Origin of the sequence: Snodgrassella sp. W6238H11, from assembly GCF_016100525.1 — a bacterium.
In the GTDB taxonomy this organism is placed as follows: Bacteria; Pseudomonadota; Gammaproteobacteria; order Burkholderiales; family Neisseriaceae; genus Snodgrassella; species Snodgrassella alvi.
The window spans coordinates 16,495-35,880 of the sequence record NZ_JACFSH010000005.1; the positions used below are offsets into that span (position 1 = coordinate 16,495).

Annotated in this window: 16 protein-coding genes and 1 riboswitch; of the genes, 12 read left to right on the plus strand and 4 right to left on the minus strand. The window is 41.4% G+C overall.

The features are described 5' to 3' along the window. The first annotated feature begins 10 nt into the window (after nucleotides 1-10). From H3V00_RS09165 to H3V00_RS09185, 5 genes are all read left to right on the plus strand, one after another. The gene (locus tag H3V00_RS09165) at nucleotides 11-3,223 is read left to right on the plus strand and encodes an efflux RND transporter permease subunit (RefSeq protein ID WP_078475051.1); all 3,213 of its coding nucleotides are present in this window, start codon (nucleotides 11-13) and stop codon (nucleotides 3,221-3,223) included. Next, nucleotides 3,220-4,719: an efflux transporter outer membrane subunit gene (locus H3V00_RS09170; protein ID WP_096766069.1), complete on the plus strand. Its 1,500-nt coding sequence runs from the start codon at nucleotides 3,220-3,222 to the stop codon at nucleotides 4,717-4,719. The genes H3V00_RS09165 and H3V00_RS09170 overlap by 4 nt, the downstream gene beginning before the upstream one ends. 255 nt (nucleotides 4,720-4,974) lie before the next feature. After that, entirely contained in the window at nucleotides 4,975-5,208 is a 234-nt protein-coding gene (rpmB, locus tag H3V00_RS09175; RefSeq protein WP_002216391.1) for a 50S ribosomal protein L28, read from the plus strand. A gap of 26 nt (nucleotides 5,209-5,234) precedes the next feature. Continuing rightward, complete coding sequence (gene rpmG, locus H3V00_RS09180; RefSeq protein WP_025329834.1) at nucleotides 5,235-5,390, plus strand: 50S ribosomal protein L33; 156 nt, start codon at nucleotides 5,235-5,237, stop codon at nucleotides 5,388-5,390. A gap of 120 nt (nucleotides 5,391-5,510) precedes the next feature. Further along, nucleotides 5,511-5,738 carry a SlyX family protein gene (locus H3V00_RS09185; protein ID WP_198207756.1) on the plus strand — a complete coding sequence of 76 codons (228 nt, stop codon included), beginning with the start codon at nucleotides 5,511-5,513 and terminating at the stop codon, nucleotides 5,736-5,738. Nucleotides 5,739-5,996: 258 nt separating this feature from the next. Here the strand turns inward: H3V00_RS09185 and tenA are convergent, their stop codons facing one another. The 4 genes from tenA to H3V00_RS09205 all read right to left on the minus strand — a co-directional run bounded on the left by tenA (nucleotide 5,997) and on the right by H3V00_RS09205 (nucleotide 11,014). Continuing rightward, nucleotides 5,997-6,659, minus strand: a complete 663-nt coding sequence (gene tenA, locus H3V00_RS09190; RefSeq protein ID WP_198207758.1) for a thiaminase II — start codon at nucleotides 6,657-6,659, stop codon at nucleotides 5,997-5,999. 57 nt (nucleotides 6,660-6,716) lie between these two features. Further along, nucleotides 6,717-6,806, minus strand: a riboswitch (TPP riboswitch). 577 nt (nucleotides 6,807-7,383) lie between these two features. After that, nucleotides 7,384-7,926 (minus strand): hypothetical protein, encoded by a 543-nt coding sequence (locus tag H3V00_RS09195; RefSeq protein WP_038648597.1) that lies wholly within the window; start codon nucleotides 7,924-7,926, stop codon nucleotides 7,384-7,386. A 698-nt stretch (nucleotides 7,927-8,624) separates the two neighbouring features. Then, a complete protein-coding gene (locus tag H3V00_RS09200; RefSeq protein WP_198207760.1) occupies nucleotides 8,625-10,211 on the minus strand; it encodes a M48 family metalloprotease in 1,587 nt (528 codons plus the stop codon). A 497-nt stretch (nucleotides 10,212-10,708) separates the two neighbouring features. Then, nucleotides 10,709-11,014, minus strand: coding sequence for a hypothetical protein (locus H3V00_RS09205; RefSeq protein WP_198207762.1), 306 nt, complete (start codon nucleotides 11,012-11,014; stop codon nucleotides 10,709-10,711). 621 nt (nucleotides 11,015-11,635) lie between these two features. Here H3V00_RS09205 and H3V00_RS09210 point away from each other — a divergent pair. The 7 genes from H3V00_RS09210 (at nucleotide 11,636) to H3V00_RS09240 (ending at nucleotide 19,384) form a co-directional block, all read left to right on the plus strand. Further along, entirely contained in the window at nucleotides 11,636-13,864 is a 2,229-nt protein-coding gene (locus tag H3V00_RS09210; RefSeq protein ID WP_198207764.1) for a TonB-dependent hemoglobin/transferrin/lactoferrin family receptor, read from the plus strand. Nucleotides 13,865-13,941: 77 nt separating this feature from the next. After that, nucleotides 13,942-14,982, plus strand: a complete 1,041-nt coding sequence (locus H3V00_RS09215) for a ChuX/HutX family heme-like substrate-binding protein (protein WP_198207766.1) — start codon at nucleotides 13,942-13,944, stop codon at nucleotides 14,980-14,982. A 100-nt stretch (nucleotides 14,983-15,082) separates the two neighbouring features. Continuing rightward, the gene (locus H3V00_RS09220) at nucleotides 15,083-15,871 is read left to right on the plus strand and encodes a hemin ABC transporter substrate-binding protein (protein ID WP_025329843.1); all 789 of its coding nucleotides are present in this window, start codon (nucleotides 15,083-15,085) and stop codon (nucleotides 15,869-15,871) included. A gap of 2 nt (nucleotides 15,872-15,873) precedes the next feature. Next, a complete protein-coding gene (locus tag H3V00_RS09225; RefSeq protein WP_025329844.1) occupies nucleotides 15,874-16,875 on the plus strand; it encodes an iron ABC transporter permease in 1,002 nt (333 codons plus the stop codon). Between the two features lie 9 nt (nucleotides 16,876-16,884). After that, nucleotides 16,885-17,655, plus strand: coding sequence for an ABC transporter ATP-binding protein (locus H3V00_RS09230; RefSeq protein ID WP_198207768.1), 771 nt, complete (start codon nucleotides 16,885-16,887; stop codon nucleotides 17,653-17,655). Nucleotides 17,656-17,860: 205 nt separating this feature from the next. Continuing rightward, nucleotides 17,861-18,661 carry an amino acid ABC transporter substrate-binding protein gene (locus H3V00_RS09235; protein WP_025329846.1) on the plus strand — a complete coding sequence of 267 codons (801 nt, stop codon included), beginning with the start codon at nucleotides 17,861-17,863 and terminating at the stop codon, nucleotides 18,659-18,661. 78 nt (nucleotides 18,662-18,739) lie between these two features. Beyond that, on the plus strand, nucleotides 18,740-19,384 hold the full coding sequence (locus H3V00_RS09240) for an amino acid ABC transporter permease (RefSeq protein WP_025329847.1): 645 nt from the start codon (nucleotides 18,740-18,742) through the stop codon (nucleotides 19,382-19,384). Nucleotides 19,385-19,386: the final 2 nt, after the last annotated feature.

The window sequence follows — 19,386 nt, forward strand, 5'->3', positions numbered from 1 at the left end:
AATCTGTAATATGTCACGATTTTTTATTAACCGACCGATTTTTGCATGGGTGGTGGCGCTGTTCATCATCATTGCCGGTATAGTGTGTATTACCAAGCTGCCTGTTGCCCAGTATCCGACAGTAGCTCCACCCTCCATCAGCCTGACTATTTCCTATCCGGGTGCTGATGCCCAGACCATTGAAGATACTGTATTGTCACGTATCGAACGTGAAATGAACGGTCTGGAAAACCTGGAATACATGGAAGCAAAATCGTTATCCAACGGTACGGGTACATTAACCCTGACCTTCTACCCGGGTACTGATGATGATATTGCACAGATGAATGTGCAGAATGCGCTTTCACGAGCAGAACCGCGTTTGCCGGCTATGGTCAAACAGACTGGTGTACAGATTGCTAAATCACGGAGTAACTTCCTGATGGTAACCATGTATACCAGTGATAGTCCTAATCTGACCCCGGCAGATATGGCAGACTATGTGGTACGTAACATTCAGCCGGAATTACAGCGTATTGACGGTGTAGGTAATGTAATGGTGTTCAGTTCTGAACGCGCCATTCGTGTCTGGCTGGATTCAGACAAGCTGCGCAGTGTTAATCTGACACCGGCAGCAGTTAATGCCGCAGTAGCTGCACAGAACCAGCAGATTTCTGCAGGTAGTCTGGGTGCTTTGCCTTCACCTGATAATATTCAGACTACAGCGACTATCATTGTCCCAGGTCAGCTGAAAACAGTTGAACAGTTTGAAAATATTATTGTTAAAGCCAATACCGATGGTTCACTGGTACGTCTGAAAGATGTTGCTCGTGTAGAGCTGGGTAAACAGGATTACTCTACTGGTGCCCGTTTGAATGGTAAAGACGTGGTGGGTGCAGGTATTCAGCTGACGACTAAAGGTAACGCACTGGCTACAGCCAATGCAGTTAAGGCTAAGCTGGCCGATTTGCAAAAATATTTCCCTGCCGGCATGAGCTGGTCTGCACCATATGACAGCTCCACTTTCGTTAGTATTTCCATTGAAAAAGTGGTACATACTCTGGTAGAAGCGATTGTACTGGTATTCCTTGTTATGCTGGTATTCCTGCAAAACATTCGCTATACCCTGATTCCGACGATTGTGGTACCGATTGCTTTGCTGGGTGCTTTTACCATCATGTACTTTGCCGGTCTGTCGATTAACGTACTGACCATGTTTGCCATGGTGCTGGTAATCGGTATTGTGGTCGATGATGCCATTGTGGTGGTGGAAAACGTAGAACGTATCATGGCCGATGAACATTTGCCGCCAAAGCCTGCTACAGAAAAGGCTATGGGGCAGATTTCCGGCGCTGTAGTCGGTATTACAGTGGTACTGATTACCGTATTTATCCCGATGGCGTTCTTCTCCGGTTCTACTGGTAATATTTACCGTCAGTTCTCTATTGTGATGTCGGTAGCCATTTTCTTCTCTGCTTTTCTGGCATTGTCGCTGACACCGGCCTTGTGTGCTACTTTGCTTAAACCAGTTAACGAACATGAAGCGGAGAAAAAGGGTTTTTATGGCTGGTTTAACCGCAAATTTACCAGCGGTGCCAAAAAATACGAATCCAAAGTGGCTTATGTACTGCATCGCAGCGTACGTATGTTCATCATCTATGCTGCTATCACAGCCTGTGCGTTATTAGTAATGGTACGTCTGCCGACTTCATTCCTGCCGGAGGAAGATCAGGGTTATTCCATTGCTTTGATTCAGTTGCCGCCGGGTGCGACTCAGCATCGTACACTGGATACTTTCAAGAAGATGGAAGAATTCACTCTTCATCAGCCTGAAGTGAAAAACATGGTATCCGTACTGGGCTTCAGTATGACCGGTCAGGGGCAGAACGTTGGTCTGAGCTTCCTTGTACTGAAAGACTGGTCAGAACGTAGCGGTGCGGAACACAGCGCCAATTCACTGGCTAACCGTATTACCGGTGCTATGATGGGTTCAGTACGTGATGGTTATATCTTTGCTCTGGTACCGCCATCCATTCCTGAACTGGGTACCAGTACCGGCTTTAGCTTCCGGCTGCAAGACCGTGGCGGTAAAGGTCATGAGGCGTTACTGGCCGCGCGTAATCAGCTGCTGGGTATGGCGCGTGAAAGTAAAGTGCTGACACAGGTACGTCCGGACGGTATGGAAGATGAACCGCAATTGCAGATTGATATCGACCGCGATGCTGCTAATGCACAAGGTGTGTCATTCGGTGATATTTCAACTGTATTAAGTACTGCTCTGGGTTCCAACTACGTTAACGACTTCCCGAATAAAGGACGTATGCAGCGCGTAATTGTACAGGCAGATGTGGCTTCCCGTATGACACCTGAAGACCTGAGCAAGCTTACCGTTAATAACGCACAGGGACAGCCCGTACCATTATCCGGCATCATGAAGACACGCTGGATTACCGGCCCGGCACAAACTGTCCGCTACAATGGCTATACCGCTATGGCGATTACCGGTAATGCTGCTCCGGGATACAGTACTGGTGATGCCATGAATGAAATGGAAAAAATTGCCAGCAAGCTGCCGGATGGTTTTGGTTATGAGTGGACAGGTCTGTCTAAAGAGGAAAAAGATGCGGGTAACCAGTCTACCATCCTCTATATGTTCTCACTGCTGGCTGTATTCCTGTGTCTGGCCGCACTATATGAAAGCTGGACAATTCCATTATCCGTAATGCTGGTAGTACCGCTGGGTCTGCTTGGTGTCGTGCTGGGTACATGGATGCGCGGTATGGAGAACGACGTTTATTTTCAGGTGGGGTTAATTACCGTAATTGGTCTGAGTGCTAAAAACGCCATTCTGATTGTGGAGTTTGCCAAGGAGTTGCAAGAGCAGGGTAAAAGTCCGCTTGAAGCTGCACTGGCTGCCGCTCACCTGCGTTTCCGTCCGATTCTGATGACATCCATTGCGTTCATTATGGGTGTAGTGCCTCTGTACTTTGCCAGTGGTGCCTCTTCTGCGAGTCAGCGAGCCATTGGTACCAGCGTATTGTGGGGAATGTTAGTGGGTACCTGTCTGGCTCTGTTCTTTGTACCTGTATTCTATTCAACTGTACGCAGTCTGTTCAGCAGGAAAAAGAACGACAAAAATGGCGGTACTCCTGACAATGACAAAAATCTGCCGATGACAGTAAACAGTGATGGCAGTGTCAGTGTGCAGTCTGCCAACCAGACAGACAAAGAGGATAAAGCATGAAACACATAGTGAAACCTACTCTGCTGGCTGTATTAGTTGCCGGAGTAGTGTCTGCCTGTTCGATGGCACCCCGCTATCATCAGCCGAAAGTAGAGCTGGCAGAAACCTTTCCAGGTGCAGCAGCCAATGACCGGTATGCCGGTTCAGTGGCTGCCGCCAATCTCGGCTGGCAGGACTACTTCGCTGATGAGCGTTTGAAACAGATTATCAATCTGGCTTTAATTAATAACCGTGATTTGCGTGTGGCCGCATTAAACGTGGAAGCGGTTCGGGCTCAGTATGCTATTCAGCGTGCAGACCGCCTGCCTGCATTAGGTGCGACAGGTAATGGCGGACGTTCGCGTGTTGCGCAGGACTTAAGTGCTATGCGCGATGCTGCGGGTCAGCAAACCAGCTATATTGCAGAATCATATAATGTCGGTTTAGGTGTAACCGCATTTGAGCTGGATTTATTCGGACGGGTTAAAAGCCTGTCTGATGCGGCTCTGAATCAGTATTTCCAGCAAAAGCAGGTGCGCGATTCTACCCAGATCAGCCTGATTGCCAGCGTGGCCAAAGCCTACTTTGCTGAGCGTATTGCTCAGGCACAAATGGACTTATCCAGCCGTGTATTAAAATCACGTGAAGAAAGCAAGCGTCTGACTGATCTGCAATTCAGATCCGGTGTGATTTCACAGGTACAGGTAGATGTAGCAGAAGCACAAATCGAAACAGCCCGTGCCGATTATGCTGCGGCTAAACAGGCGCGTGAACAGGCTCACAATGCCTTAACTTTGCTGGTGGGTAAACCATTGCCGGACGATTTACCGGCAGCAGCACCACTGAGCCGCCAGTTCGTGAATGTGGAGCTGCCGGCCGGCTTGCCGTCGACCATCTTGTATCAGCGGCCGGATGTACGTGCAGCTGAGTTTGCGCTTAAATCTGCTAATGCCAACATCGGTGCGGCACGGGCAGCATTTTTCCCGCGCATCAGCCTGACCGGCAGTATTGGCTCCGGCAGCAACGATATTGGTCATCTCTTCAATGGTCCGAACCGTACATGGAGCTTTACGCCACAGATTACCCTGCCGATTTTCACATGGGGGCAAAACAAAGGTAATCTGGATCTGGCAACAGCGCGTAAAAACATTGCTGTAGCCCAGTATGAGCAAACTGTACAGGCTGCTTTCCGTGATGTGGCCGATGCACTGGTGGCGCGTGATTCCCTTAAAAAGCAGTATGAGGCAAAATCACGTGGTGAACAGGCACAAACTAATCGCTACAAGCTCACACAGTTACGGTATAAACACGGCATAGCCAGCTCACTGGAACAGCTGGACGCAGAACGTGACAGTTATGCAGCACAGCAGGCATTACTCAATACACAGCAGACTCTGCTGGAAAACCGTGCCGATCTTTATAAAGCACTGGGTGGCGGCCTGAATCAGCAAACGGTCACACCTGCAGAAAACACTAGCGTTACCACGACAACTACTACCACAACCACAGTGCGGTAATTGTCTGAAATCCGGATGGCAGTATTACTCTGCCATCCGTCTGACGACATAAGCAGCTTACTGAAAATACAGTGCAGGCAGTAACCTGAACCGGTAATCAGCCTGTATCAGATCTGTACTTACTACAGTTTGCCTGATTCAACAGCAACATTTTCAGCTGTTCATGTCATACAAAATGATTTAACCCTTGAATAGATTCCGCTTTTCATGGTATAAATCGCGTTTTACAAAATTATTAGAAGTTTGGAGTTAACCATGGCACGTGTATGTAAAGTGACCGGTAAGCGCCCGATGAGTGGCAACAACGTGTCACACGCCAACAATAAAACCAAACGCCGTTTCTTGCCTAATCTGCAATCACGTCGTTTCTGGGTTGAAAGTGAAAACCGTTGGGTACGCCTGCGCGTTTCTAACGCCGCCTTGCGTACAATCGACAAGGTAGGTATCGATGTAGTATTGGCCGACCTGCGCGCTCGCGGTGAAGCTTAATCATATTGTGATTTAAGGATAGAGCAATGCGCGACAAAATTAAACTGGAATCTTCTGCTGGTACTGGTCACTTTTATACCACTACCAAAAATAAACGTACCATGTCCGGTAAATTTGAAATCAAAAAATTTGATCCGGTAGTGCGTAAACATGTACTGTACAAAGAAACCAAACTGAAATAATTATTTCTTACTGGTTTGAAAAACCTGAGCAGTTTATTGCTCAGGTTTTTTTATTACAAATAATCAAAATCAGATTATCTTTGCCGGTTAAGATTAAATAATTAAACAATGGACAATAATATGCCTGAAATTCTGGAAGCATTACAACACCGAATCGAAGAGTTGGAAATTGAAAGTGTACTACAGGCAGAAACTATCCAGGGCCTGAGTGATACCATAGCACGAATTCAGCAAACTCTGGATTTACAGCAGGCACAACTGCGTCTGCTTTATCAGCGCCTGCCGGACAAGATAGAAAATGGTAATGAACCATTTAATCCGGCTAATGAAATTCCGCCCCATTATTGATTAATTTTGTCCGGAATATTACAAAGCAGAAAATTTCAATTTCAGATGTACTGCGTTTTGATTAATTGGAAATCTGATTAATATAAATGTTGAAGCAGAGTTTTAAATAAACAATTTTTTATAGAGAATAAACAATCATACAATTTCTAGTGTTGTTTTAAAATTTAAATTTATTTTTAATAGAAATAATATTCTATATGAATATTATTAAACTTTCCCATCAGTTATCCTGACGGGAAAGTCATGTATATAAAATATTTAGTAGCTTTTATCCAGCCCCATTTGCCAGAAATCAGCTTCTAATTGCGTCGCTTTAGTAAAAATTTTGCTCAGTTGCTGAAAGCGCTGTGAATCAATATCGGCTAAACGCTGATTAATCCAGTCAATTTCTTCCTGCATGGCAATCTGAAATTCATCATTTGCGTACATTTCTACCCAGCTTTGATAAGGGTTATTAATTGTTTGATACCATGGCTGATCTTTAAGCCAGCAGGCAATAATTCCATATCCAATTAAGCATGGTGCCAGTGCAACATGTAAATCCAGTAATTCCCCCTGTTGTCCGGCATCAAGTATATAGCGTGAATATGCAATATTTGCTTTGGCTTCGGGCAGAGTACTAAGCTCCTGTTCACTGATACCCCATTCCTTACAATATTGTATATGTAATTCCAGCTCAGTATCCATAATAGCCTTGAGACCTGCTAATGCCTTGCGTATTTCAAATACATCATAGCTTTTATAAACCGCGAGTCCCCATGCACGCGCAAACTGAATTAAAAAAAGATAATCCTGTTTTAAATAATGCTGAAAACACGATTTATCCAATATTCCTTTACCCAGCTGGCGGATAAAATCATGCTGAATATAGCGGTTCCATTCATCCTGACAGGCTTCTGTGAGTGATTGAAATGATGGCATAAAAGCTCCTTTAATAAATAATATATTAAGGAGTAACAAAACAGACTTATTATTCGAAAAAAGCGTGTTTTATACTCCCTTCGGCGGTACTAACCGCATCAGGTTCTACGGGTGTAATCTCAGCCAGCGGCACCCCGGATAAATTAACCGGTAAAGGTTAAAAGAATGTCAGACAACTAGCAGAAAAAATATTGAACCAGCTATAAGATGTACTGACAACTATAGTATACAGTTGTTTTCAATAAATATATATTGAATAAATATTCTCTAGATAGAATATTGGGCATTATTCAGAGATCAAATTTTTATTTTATTATTCAAATTTATGTCTGAAATAGAATTAAGACTGATAAAAAATATGTTGCTTCTTGAGCGGAAAGTTTACCTGCCGTTATTGTAGCGGGCGAATGGTAGAGTCTACATTTAATTATCAATGGTAAATGTTTTGGTAAGATTACATCTTACACTTTGTTTTTATATTTATTACATAACTAAATTTTTTAAAATCATGTAATCAGAAAATGTAGCTAGTAAACTGCATATTAGCTGTATAGCATGCAGTTTACTGATAGAGAGTTGAAATTTAACTACAATAGTAGTGAAAATTTTTATATCTAAATATTTATTCATAAGAAAATTTATTTAGATATCCTCAGAAATTTTTCTGATTGTTATCTGCTTTAGTTGATGTATAAACTATTTTATTAAGTGTAGATTTTAGTATTCAAACTTTCGCTTCGGAAAGTGTTTTATATTTTGATATCAGTTGAATACAGTCGGATAACTGTATTTTTCCTTTGATTTCATATGCAGTTATCTCAATACGATTTTCTTTTTTATTACAATAATAGTCTATTTCTGCGCCGCAAAATTTAGGTTGCCCTAATTTAAATGCAGGGTTAAGACAAATTTTTAGCTTGATATGCATGTTTTTAATTATCTGATATGAGGTTATTTGTTCCCAGGGAATAACTTCATCAAAACAAGGAAGAACTAATCCTTGCGGCGTCATGGTAAGTAGTGCAGAACCTATACATTTATACAATTTGTAACATCTAGATGAAAAATAAATACTTATCAGAACTGAAGATATTTTACTTCCATAATCCATTTTATGACCAAATCTTATTATCAAATATGTCATAATAATGAAAAAGATTGCTATTAATGCGCGAAAAAATAATCGAATATATCCGCCTTGTATTATGGTAATGGTTTCTTGATTATGATCATAATTCACATGATGGTTTGGTTCACGCTGGTTCATTTTTATTACTTTCCGTGTATCAATTTGATGTAAATGTGCTGATTCATTATTAAATAGATTGCTTAGAGAAAGCTGTTTCACTGATATTGATAGGTTAACTGCATAAGCTATATTGTTCCTGTACTGATATTAAGATAGTTGTTGAACTAAAAATAGATCCTCTCTTAAAATAAATATATAAATATGCTTTTGTCTTTAAAGTTGTTAACTTATAACTCTTTAAATTTTGATATTTTTTTGATTAAATATCAAAAGATATTTTAAGTTAATTTATTTTAACAATAATATAATACAAATACAATTGAACTAAATTGGCTCTTTGTTGGGCTTGTATTGAGTCGTTTGGGTTGTACTATTATTCAAATTATTTCCTAGAACCGAAATTGATTGTTGCATATACATACACTGATATACAAATTAAAAACTCTGATAAAGTAAAGAATGCAGGACTTTGAACATATTTAATATACTAAAATTCGCTAATTTTAAAATTTATTCATAAAGAAATTACTTAAATATTGGTAAAAATTTTATTGATTATTATCAGTCGTAATTTATCTACTGATTATTTTTTGTTTTGTACAAATAACTGAAGCTCTATTCGGGCATGAACAACTCTTATATAGTCTGATATTAAAGACTCACAATCCGGTATCTTTATTTTGCCTCTGATTTCGTATGCAGATATCCGGATATGATTATTTTTTGCCATATTTTATTTTTGCGTAACATGGTTTGAATTCTCCCGGTTTGAATGCTGGATTGAGATAAAGAATTAGCTTTTTGTACATTTGGCCAGTTATCTCAAAAGAGTCTATTTGCTTCCATGGAATAGCTTTATCAAAGCAGGGAAGAATTAATCCGCGTGGCTTCATGGTAAGTAGTGCTGAACCAATGCTTTTATACATTTTGTAGCATCTGAATAAGCAAAAAGCACTGATCATTGAGAGGATAATGACACCTATCAGCCACTCTGAATCATGTGCTTTATTAGTTGTAATACAAGCATATGTTATTAAGATAAACAGACCAGCCAGCAGGGATCGCAGAAACGATCTGATTATTCCGCCCTGTTTTAAGGTAATGGTTTCCTGATGTTGACTACTGATATGTTTCAGATAACTTAATTTAGTTTCTGCTGTTTCCTGTATATCATTTTGATAATCTGATTGCAGGATGTTTAGTTCTTTACTAAATAAATCTTTCAGAAGCGTGGTTGGACTAATGTTGATGAGCAAACCACTCAAACGGTTTAATTCGCCATATTTAATGTAAGACAGTCGTTGAGCTAAAGTCGGGTGCCGGGCATAAACAGAAGGTGATTTTTTTAGAAGTTTGCTAAGCGATGGTGTTTCTGAGTGTTCTACATAGTGTGTAACATAATCTAAAGGCAGAAAGTTTATATGTGTTTTATAGTAATAATTTTCCAATGCCTGATTAATTCGTGTTTGCAAAAGATGCATTTTACTTAAGGCTAAAGCAAATTGCTCTTTATGGGTAACTTTTAAAACATTTAAATCCGCCATAGTTTCTGTGGAACGATACCACCAATGAATTGCTTTGTTGAACGAACAATAAAAATATTTGGCTAGCAAATATGGAGGGTAGAATAAATAATTTTCGAATAAAGAATAGGATAAATAATTCTGGTATAAAAAATTAGCTGTTTCAGTTAACTTATCAATCTGACGATTAAAATTTGCAGATACATTTAAATCATTACTGGCAATATGACTTAATCTCTGCGCAATTATGCTGGATAATTCTGCTAAGGTTAAATAATTAATATAAGTACTGTCCAGATATAAAGTATTTCCTGTTAATACTATTCTGTCCGGATACAGACGAACCGGTTTATTACTCACCCTGAAGCCATTTCCTATGCAAAGTACAATATGGTTTGGCATAGCGTTTAACCCAAGCTTTTGTACAATTTCCCTAATTAATTTCCATAATTCCGGATTGGTTTCAGTCGTGATCAGCACACCGCTTACTCTGGCTGTTCCTGTATTATCCTGTTTGTTATATCTGTGTAAATAGAAAAAGCATAATCCTGCTACAACAAACAGAGGGATGATTGCCTTCTCCGGTCTTGTACCATCAGTAAGTATTATGAAAACGAATAAAAAAGACAGAATAAGACTGATGGGCAATATCAGCAAAATTGCCTGTATCATATGCGACGCACGAGTAAAATTAATGCGCAATTGTTTTAAAGATTTATCTGCTTTTCTACCCAAATGCTGAATCAGGAATAAAGCAACTACTCCGGAAAAAAGACACACGATACCGCTAACTATGCCGCCTGTAGCGAGTGGTCTGGCATATGTAAGTGCGAAATTATGCTTTTTAATTTCTTGCTTTATTTGTTGACGCTTGCAGTTATTCTCATAACTTTCAGGCTGCTGTAGTAACTCTTGCTGTTGTAATGAAAGCTGAAAGATTTCCTGATTGATGCTCTGGATTTGTGATGAGGAGGGGTAATAGTAAATGCTTAGCCGAATGCTAATAAGTGGTAATAAAATGATGAAAAAAAAAGATAGATTTTCTCTTTGAGCGAAAAGATATGAAGATTTGTACTTTTATGCAAGATAATCACCTGCTATATTACTTTCTTTCGTAATCTTACAGAAAAAACAATATGAATCAGTTAACAATAATTCAGGATCTGTAATTTACCAAACTAAATACATTTCTACCATTAAAATACATAAAAACAAATGATTTTATATACTTTAATGTCTCATTTTTATTAAATTTACTGACCAGGTCAGGTATTTGCCTATTTATTATCCGGTTTTTCTGTTCCGGTTTGCAGAATAGCTGCTAAACCACCATCGTCTGCCAGAAAATCAAATGCCTTTACGGTTGGTTCGGTTAGTGTCCAGAGAATTTCTTTATAATTAAATCCCTGATCGATTTTTAACCGGATTAATCCGTGTCCGTCCAGATAGATAAGATTGCCCAGTACATGATCAAGGCTATGTTGTGTTACTAACTGGTCAAAAAATTCCTGCGATGAGGGATTCGGAAAACAATCGGTAAGTTCGGTAAGGATCTGATATTGAAGAGTACGGTCAAGTTGCATGGCTGTCTGTGATAATCAATATAAATAATGGAATAATTGTAATATAGCCTGATTAAGTTCTGGTAGCAGGCTGCTCGGTTTTGTAATCCGGATGTGTGATTTTAATTATGATGATGGTTTCAGGAAGTATTTTGTATTTGTCTGGTTCTCATTGATACATTTAGAATGTTAAAAAAATAATAATCTGAATTAGGCAGTGGTAAACCGACAGTAAGCGGTGATGAGAGATACTTATTATATAGAAATCAGCAAATTTTATTCTGATAATATAATTGATAAAATAAATTTTTTATTACTCTGAAAGATAAATTCAGAATATAAAATAACCTAAAACAAGGTTTGTATAATTTTATACAAGAGTAATTTTTAATAATTATGAAGAAGTGATGTTTTTATATTAATAAAAAATTATATTTTTGCAAGGCCGATCTGTCCGGATTTAAAACATATTTATGCTTACTGTCATTTATAAGAATACTGTAAAAAGCAGCTGAGCAGTATTAGAAAAATATGACTTAAAATTAATAAGAATAATTCCTATTTGCACTTGTATAAAAGAATCATTATTGATTACAATGCGGCATCTTTATATTAATTTGTGTCAAAAGGGGTTAACTTAATATGCGCCGCTCACCCAAGATTATTGCGCTGGCTGTAGCTTATATCGGCTTTCCTGCAGTAGTTTATGCCGAAGGCGAAGCTCATTTGCCAACAATTCATGTTGAGGGTAAACGTGTTACGCCAAGTGTATTCAAAGATACTAAAGTTAAGGCAGATACTATTAAGAAACAAGGTGCGGTGGATTTAAAAACGGCATTAAAAGATATTCCGGGTGTAGAGGTATTGGATACTCAGGGTACACGACAGGGTAATGATAGTGTCAATATTCGTGGTTTAAGTGGTAACCGGGTTGGTATGACCATTGATGGAATTGAGTTGCCTGAAGCAAATGAAATGAAGCATACGGGACAGTATGCGATTTTCGGTCGTGGTAATTTTATGGATGTTTCCGCGCTCAGTAGTGTTGATATCAGTAAAAATGCCCGTGGTTTTGGTTTGGGCGGTGTTGTTGCTATGCACACACTTACCCCCGATGAGATTTTGCAGGATAAAGATCAGGGTGGTTATATTGATACTCAGTATAACAGTGTGGATAAATCTACAGCGGTAACAGGTGTCGGTGCAATGAGAAGTGACCGCTGGCGCGGAATGGTACTGGGTACTTACCGTAAAGGTGATGAAGTGGATAACCGGGGTAATATTGGCGGCAAAGGGGCTTTGCGTACTAAATCAGACCCTGTTGATCACAATAGCCGGTATTTCCTTACTAAGCACGAATTTGATATTAATGACAAAAATACCCTGAATTTTACTGCTGAATATTTGAGCCGGAATCAGTGGACTGATTCATTGTCTCAGGTAAATAGTACCTATACTGATGTACGCGGTATAGATGACAACAAGAAAACACGGTTTTCACTGGGACATGATTATCACAGTGATGAGGGATTGATTCAATCAGGTAAAACTCAGATTTACTGGCAACAGACTAAAACAGATTCAAGTACCCAGCGTGACTATGTCAAAGGTTGTACCAGTATGGTTCCTGACCGGAATAATCGTTGCGTTTTTAACTTTACCAATAAAGATAATGTATGGGGATTGACAACAGACTGGTCATCGCATTTTGATACAGGTAGTCTGAGTCAGGAATGGCGCTATGGTCTGAGTTTTGCGCACCATGAATTAACTAGTGACTGGCAAGGATATTATGCCAGATCGAAGCCTAATGCCGATAACACTACTATTCGGGCCAGTGCGTATATAGATGCAGATCTGCAATGGGGCAATTTGGTTGTCAGTCCAGGTTTATCGGCTGCTTACTATAATATGAAGCCTAATTCCAATGGCTTTGTAACCGGAATCAATGGTGAAATCGGTGAATTGCGCAAAAAACATCAAAGTGCATTAACACCTCGTCTGGGTATTTCGTATCAGATTACTCCATTGCTGGTACCGTATTTTCAGTATGCCCGTGGTTTTAATGCGCCATCATCTCAGCAGCTGGCTTCTTCATGGAATCCGGGAAACTACAGCTCCTGGGGTAATCCGAATCTAAAAGCGGAAACTGCAAATAATTTTGAGCTTGGTTTACGCGGTAAAAATGATGTTTTTGAATACGGTATAGCCGGATTTGATAATCACTATAAAAACTTTATTGATTATGTAAATATTTCTGATGTGGTGAAGCTACCGGCTGATGCTGTATGGAGCCGTCCGGGCAGTAAACAGACGCTGGTATTGCAGGCACAGAATTTCAGTAAGGCACATATTTACGGCGGTGAAGCATATGCACGCTGGAAGTTCGCGCCAGACTGGAAAGTAAATGGTTCAATAGCCTATTCGCGTGGCTCGATTCGCCAGGAAGGCGTAGACAGACCGCTTAACTCAGTGATGCCGGTTAAAGTGAAACTTGGTCTTGCCTATGATAAGGAAGTGTGGGGAGCTAATGTTGATTTAACCTATGTGGCGAAAAAAGATGATAGCGACATTCAAAATGTTCCAAAAGGAACAAGTTACTATAATCCATCCAGAAATTACGCGCTGGTTGATTTGGGTGGCTATTGGAAACCAACTAAGCATCTGAGTTTCCGTGCCGGTGTGAATAATGTTTTTAATAAGAAATACTGGAACTGGGCAGATATTGCTTACATGATGCCGAATGTAAACAGTCAGTCGGGCACTTCTGGGCAAAGCGACGGCAATGCGACTAAGTTAACCAGAGACAATGCTGATTTCTATTCAGCTCCGGGACGGACATTTAATGTAGGGTTGCGCTACACCTTTTAAATAAATCTGAAATTAAAATAATTAGCTGAATTATTTGCTAAATCACTATCAATAATAACTTTGTAAAGGAACGAGACATGAGTTTATGGCAACAATATCTGGATAAAAAGGCAACTGTCGAAGGAGGAATGTACTTTCCGCGTCAGGCAGCAGCTGATCTGGGTGTGAGTGAAGGCGCATTAATGGCAGATGCTCCGGACTCTGTTTATCTGGGCAGCCGGATTCGCGATCTGGTACTTAAGCTGGAAACCCTGGGAGAAGTTTTGAGTGTGGTGCGTAATGATGCCGCAGTACATGAAAAAGTTGGTGTTTATGAACATGTAACGCTAACTGCGCGTACAGGGCTGGCGCTGAATGTGGGCGGGCTGGATTTACGTTTTTTCCTGCATAACTGGCATCATGCTATCGCTACAACTGTGGTGATTGGTGAAAGAACCATGCGTTCGATTCAGTTTTATGACGAATACGGCATGAGTATTGAAAAAATTTTCATGCGTGATGAAACTAAACTAGACGCATGGCAGGCTCTGATTGATGAATTCGCAACCAGTGGCAAACCGGAATTTCTGCCGGCACCGGAAATTAATGTAACGATACCGGAACCATTGTCACCAGAGCGCGAGCAGGCCTTTCAGGAGCGCTGGAATGAGCTGAAAGATGTACATCATTTTGGTGGTTTGCTGGAGACTTTTAAAATTGACCGCCAGCAGTCTTACCGTCATGCACCGGCAGGCAGCACTAAGCAGGTCGATCGCAGTGTATGGGAAGAAGTTCTGCAGTATGTTCAGGCAAATAATCTGGAAATTATGGTATTTGTCGGTAATCGTGGCTTAGTGCAGATTCAGACCGGTAAACTACACAATGTAGTACGTTCACATGGCTATCTGAATGTACTGGATGCCAAAGTACCGGAAGAAGGCTTTGATTTGCATCTGCGCGATAGTGATATTGTGGAAACCTGGGTGGTACGTCGTCCGATCAGTGAAGGTTATGTGACCTGTATAGAAGGTTTTGACAAAAATCGTCAAACTGTGGTGCAAATTTTTGGTCGCCGTGAAGAAGGTAATGATGAAATGCAATCATGGCATCAGCTGATGGATGGCTTGTTAGCAGGCTAAGCAGCCGGGGCAGATATGCATTTTGTAGTTATGGTGAAATCATAAATTACTAGGAATATGGATATCTGCCATTGTAATATGAGTAATTAAAGGGTGGATTATGAAAAAATTACTGTTGGCAGCGGCTATGTGCGCTGCTTTTCCATTTGCGTTTGCTGCTCGTATTGTTACGCTGACGCCTGATGTGGCAGATATTGTGGTGGAGTTGGGTAGTGCTAAAGAAGTAGTAGGGCGCGAGAGGGCTTCTACTAATCCGGCTTTAAAGAATGTGCCCAGTATCGGCTTGTTTCACGGGCTGAGTGTGGAACCGATTGCGGCCAGAAAACCAACTCTTGTTCTGGGTTCGTGGATGGCACAGCCAACCAGTATTTACGCCAATCTGAACCGGGTAGGTGTTAAAGCGGTGAATGTTGCGCCAAAGGATGATATTAATGGCTATGCGGCCGGTATTCGCCAGATCGGACAGCTTATTGGTAAGAGTAAAGAAGCCAATGCATTGGCAGATCGCTGGCTCAGTCAGGTGAAACAGATGCCGAAAACCGGTAAGCGCTATCTGATTAGCTATGATGGTCGTTATGTTTCCGGCCGGGGTACTGCTGCGGATGAACTCATCAGGAGGGCTGGTGGTATTAATGCAGCCGCTGCTATTGAAGGTATGAAACCGATGTCACGCGAGGCATGGCTGGCCGCGAAACCGGATATCATTCTGATTGCCGAACGCAACCAAAAACTGACAGGCGGCGTGCAGGGCTTGATTAAACGGCCGGAAATTGCTGCTTCTCCAGCCGCAAAACAAAAGAAAATCTATTTTATGCCGTCAAATGATATTTTTCGTTATGGCCTGAATACTCCGCAGGTTATTCCTAAACTTTATAAACTGGCACAATAATTATGACGCAAGTGCAGCAAACGGCCGGTACGCCTGATCACAATAGGGTGAAAAGTGCGTTCTGGCCTAAACTGGTTTGGTTTATCGCCGCTATATTATTCAGTTTACTGTTGAGCTGGTTTTGTCTGGGACTGGGTATGGGTGGCTGGCAATGGCCGCAATCCATGGATGAGATAACACTAGGTATCCGGCTGCCGCGAGTACTGGTAGCGCTGATAGTGGGTGCCGCACTGGCCGCTTCCGGTGCTGCATTGCAGGCATTATTTGATAATCCGCTAGCGGATCCGAGCCTGATAGGTACCTCCGGTGGTGCCGCACTGGGGGTTATTGCCGTCCTGGCAGGTGGCTGGGGTGCAGTAACAGTACCAATGGCTGCGTTTCTGGGGGCTTTGCTGGTATGTGTTCTGATTCTGACGGTACATCGTCTACTAGGCGGAGGAACATTGGGGCTACTGGTGATGGGTTTTGTTATCAGTGCCTTTTGTGGTGCATTGGTAAGCATGATTCTGTTTATGTCGGATGATATGGTTTTACGCAGTGCAACTAGCTGGCTTGCTGGCAGTCTGGCTGAGTCCGGCTTTACTTCACCATGGTATGCACTGGTAGTAATGCTGCTGGGGTTGTGTGTTCTGGTGGCAGTGGGCAGGCGACTGGATATTCTGATGCTGGGAGAAGAAACAGCCATTAGTATGGGTGTTGCTGTCGGGAGTACCCGGATATGGGCAGTGATAGGCTCTGCTCTGTTAACCGGAGCAGCGGTATCAATGGCCGGTATTATTGGTTTTCTGGGTATGATGGTACCGAATGTAGTTGCCCGTAATCGCGGCGGCAGCCGGCGTAAAATTATTCTGTTGTCTGCCTGGCTGGGAGCAATATTTTTGCTGCTGGTAGACAGTGTATCGCGCTGGCTGAGTTATCCGGTTGATTTACCTGTAGGTATCGTAATTTCTTTACTTGGCGGACCATTTTTCCTGTGGTTGTTTTTACAGCCATTGCGTCGCTAGGATCTGGATATGGAAAATTTATTTACCATTCGCAATGTACATGTACAACCACGTGGCCGTTGTATTTTATCGGTACCACAACTTGATTTACCGGCCAATCAGCATATCAGTATTATCGGGCCGAATGGTGCAGGTAAGTCAACTTTACTGCGTGCACTGTTAGGTCTGCATGGTTCCGGTGTCAAATTATTTGGAGAATCGGTTGACAATAGTTTAAAGCGCCGGCAGATTGCATGGGTGGGGCAGCACGGACAATATAATTTGCCGCTTACGGTAGTTGAGTATGTGCAGCTTGGCTGCTCTCCTCAGGGCGGTTGGTTTAAGAAAGCCCGGGCACCCGCAGCAAAGCTCCAGCAATTACTTGATGTTTTCGACTTATGCTCACTGGCACAGCAACGCATAGGCAGTTTATCCGGAGGTGAACAGCAGCGTGCTAATGTGGTACGTGCGTTGCTTCAGAATGCACCATTACTACTGCTTGATGAACCATGTAATCATCTGGATATTCGTCATCAGCACCAACTGATGCATTATTTACATGAGCATCACGATGATTTTTCTGTTGTTATGGTACTGCATGATTTAACTATGGCAGCAAATCATTCTGATTTTATTGTATTAATGAATGAAGGACAGATAGTTGCTTCAGGAACACCTCAGGATGTTATGCAATCTGCTTTGCTGAGTGAAGTATATCAATGGCCCATCCGGCGTATTGAAGAGGATGGTAAACTGTTTTTTCGTATGAACCATCAAGCGTTGCATTCGGCTGCCGCATAATATCACAATGAATCTCCATGGTTAGTATCAGCACGTTTCATGCTGAATCAGAGATAAAATGACCAATAATAACTTGGTATTTGTCTGCTATGTGTTCTGGTATTTGCAGCAAATACCTGATTGCCGGCAGATGAAAGTGTTAAAAAATTCCGGTATAGTGTGTATGACACAATTATCTAATACCTTTAAATCAGGAACTTTATATATGCAAAACGCCATACGTAATTTTTTATTTGGTTCTGTAGTTGCGGTGGCGTTAGCTGCCTGTGGTGGTGAATCTGCCTCAGGTACTGCTTCCAGCTCCGGTGAGAGTACAGGTCAAAAGGTAGTAATGGGGCTGGATGACAGCTTTCCGCCTATGGGCTTTCGTAATGAAAAAAATGAGTTGGTTGGTTTCGATATTGATATGGCTCGTGAAGCAGCCAAGCGTGCCGGTCTGAATGTTGAGCTTAAGCCAATCGACTGGAGTGCCAAAGAATCGGAGCTTAACAGTAAACGTGTTGATATGCTGTGGAACGGATTAACCATTACTCCACAGCGGCAGCAGCAATTATTATTATCCAAACCGTATATGGACAATCATCAGATTATTGTTGTCCGTCCCGATAGCGGAATTAATACTAAAGCTGATCTGAATGGTAAAATTGTGGCGGTTCAAGATGGCAGTAGTGCTGTTGATGCAGTAGAAGCTGATCAGAATACAGCCAAATCATTCAAAGAATTGAAGAAATATGCAGATAATGTGACAGCATTAATGGATGTATCCGCCAAACGTGTAGATGCACTGGTTGTAGATGAAGTAGTCGGTCGCTATTATGTTTCAAAAAAACCTAATGAATATAAAGTATTAGGTGATAATTTTGGTACGGAGCAATATGCTGTTGCTTTCCGTAAAGATGATCAGGCTCTGGAGCAAAAAATTCAAGGGGCTCTGGATAGTATGAAAGCAGACGGTACATCTGCTAAAATTGCTACGAAATGGTTCGGTAAAGACATCATTAAATAAATGTTGTTTTACTTTGGAATCAACGCTGCCTGAATAGAATTTATTCAGGCAGCGTTATTGTTGTTTTAAGGAATACACATGAATTATGTGTTAAATATGCTGCCTGAACTCTGGACAGGAGCAAAAATTACTCTGAGCCTGTTTGCCATTACTCTATTACTGTCTATTCCGTTAGGGTTGGTATTGGCATTATTGCGCCTTTCCGAAATCAGGGCGCTGGATTATATTGTTAATTTTTATATCTGGGTGATGCGCGGCACACCTTTAATGTTGCAGATTTTCTTTATTTACTTTGCTTTACCGGCAGTAAATATTTTACTGCCGGCATATACTACAGCGGTAGTAGCGTTTGTGCTTAACTATGCTGCTTATTTTGCAGAGATTTTCCGTGCCGGAATTCAGGGGGTAGGTAAGGGACAGTATGAAGCAGCAAAGACATTAGGGATGAGCTACGGCCAAACCATGCGTCGTATTGTTTTACCACAAATGTGGAAAAAAATTCTGCCGCCGTTAAGCAATGAAACGATTACACTGGTTAAAGATACATCGCTGGTATATGTGCTGGCATTACAGGATGTGATGCGGGTAACTTATCAGCTGGTACAGCGTGAATTTAATCTGATGCCGTTTTTTGTGGCGGCTGCATTCTACCTGATTATGACCCTGATTCTGACCTGGGGCTTCCAGAAAATGGAGAAACGCTATGCACGCTACGACGACTGATT